Source organism: Flavihumibacter sp. CACIAM 22H1, from assembly GCF_001601815.1.
Taxonomy (GTDB): domain Bacteria; phylum Bacteroidota; class Bacteroidia; order Chitinophagales; family Chitinophagaceae; genus Flavihumibacter.
The window spans coordinates 3627-5063 of the sequence record NZ_LUKG01000141.1 but is presented as its reverse complement, the minus strand read 5'-3'; the positions used below and the strand labels follow the sequence as shown (position 1 = coordinate 5063).

Genomic DNA, 1437 nt, shown 5'->3' with positions numbered 1-1437 from the left:
GTTCTGCTACCTGCCCCCTTAACCAAGTAACGAAGCACAAACAATAAGCAAGCAAAGCAAGCAGTTTTTTCATGGCCGCTTATGTTTTTTGGCTTGGGTCCAGACGATACCCAGGCCGATTTTCCATCCTATCATCGGATAGCGCATGCAATGAACCGTTAACCAACTGTTTTTAAGTCGATATCCCTGCTCCCAGGCAATCATAGGTGGACTTATTTGTGCATGAACCCGCAGAAAAGCGTTATCAAGGAATGAATACTGAATCCTTGCCTGTAAAACAGGCGGACCGGCAAACGAAAAGAGCAGCGCCATTTCAGTGGACACCAGTTCTGACAATTGATAACAATGATAAAAATTGAGCTGTATTTCGGTCAGCGCCCCGGAAAGAGCCGTTCTACCAGCATTACTGGTTTGCCGATCAACTGCCAAAAGCAGGTTGAATGCCTGCTTCCTTAACCGATATGCCGTAGCAATGCCTGCGGTAAAAAAGCTACCTGGCTTTGCTGGTTGAATGCGTAGTCGGTTGTACTGTAACAAGGCGCCCAACTGCCAGGCTGTTCTTTTCGGTTCAGACGCAGACAACTGCATTCCGTATGCCAATCCTGCCTGGGTATTTTTGAAGCTGCCTTTACCAATAGATGAAACCCTGCCGCCTATTCCTGATCGGGCGGTTAATTGAAAAGTTGCCTGCGCTTCTACCCGCCGGGTAATGGGGAGTCCAGGGAACTGGTCCATCGAACATTCCACCGTAAAAAAAGGCAATGAAGCGCCGAGTACAGCCGGATTAACAAAAGCACTGACCGGCCGAAAAAAAAGATGGTTCCCCAAACCGGCGAGGGGAGATTCATTGCCTGCCAGCATTGGTCTTAACTGGCCGACAAGATCCGGAAAGGGGAACCATATTCCTACACACAATACCCAAACTCTCATGCTGCAATGTCCGAATCAATCTATTGCTGGTCAAGGGTGAAAGAACGTAAAATAATACCGTGTAATTCTTTCATAAAAAAAGGGCAAGGTTTCCCTTGCCCCCTAATCTAAGAACACACACACATGTTATTTTAAGGTAATCACCTCTTTAACGACTCTTGGTGCAGCCGTATTATAGCTGTAGTGCAAATGAAAACTTTTTGTTGCCGGATCATAATAATTAGGCCCCCAGGTCTGGTTGATATTAGGGGTTGCTCCTTTAGGTGAAACGGTAACGGTATTATCCTCATTCACCAGCAGATCCATGAAATAACCAGATCCACCCAGGTCGCCCAATGGCGCTGTAACAGATCTTGCTCCGGATGTTACCAGGTTTTTATCTTCATCAATAGCCCGTTCACCAGCCGTTGGGTGTATAAATACGCCACTTGCATGATAAGCGCCATGAAACGAATTTTTGATAAGAATGTTTACAATGGATGATTTTGCTTCCGCGCTGATTACGCC

Annotated in this window: 2 protein-coding genes; both read right to left on the bottom strand. The window is 46.4% G+C overall.

The window, feature by feature from the left end; all coding sequences use genetic code 11:
* Nucleotides 1-69: 69 nt before the first annotated feature.
* Nucleotides 70-930, bottom strand: a complete 861-nt coding sequence (locus A1D16_RS21170) for a hypothetical protein (RefSeq protein ID WP_290713521.1) — start codon at nucleotides 928-930, stop codon at nucleotides 70-72.
* Between the two features lie 126 nt (nucleotides 931-1056).
* On the bottom strand, nucleotides 1057-1437 hold a 381-nt coding region (locus tag A1D16_RS21165; protein WP_290713518.1), incomplete at its 5' end, for a DUF4361 domain-containing protein.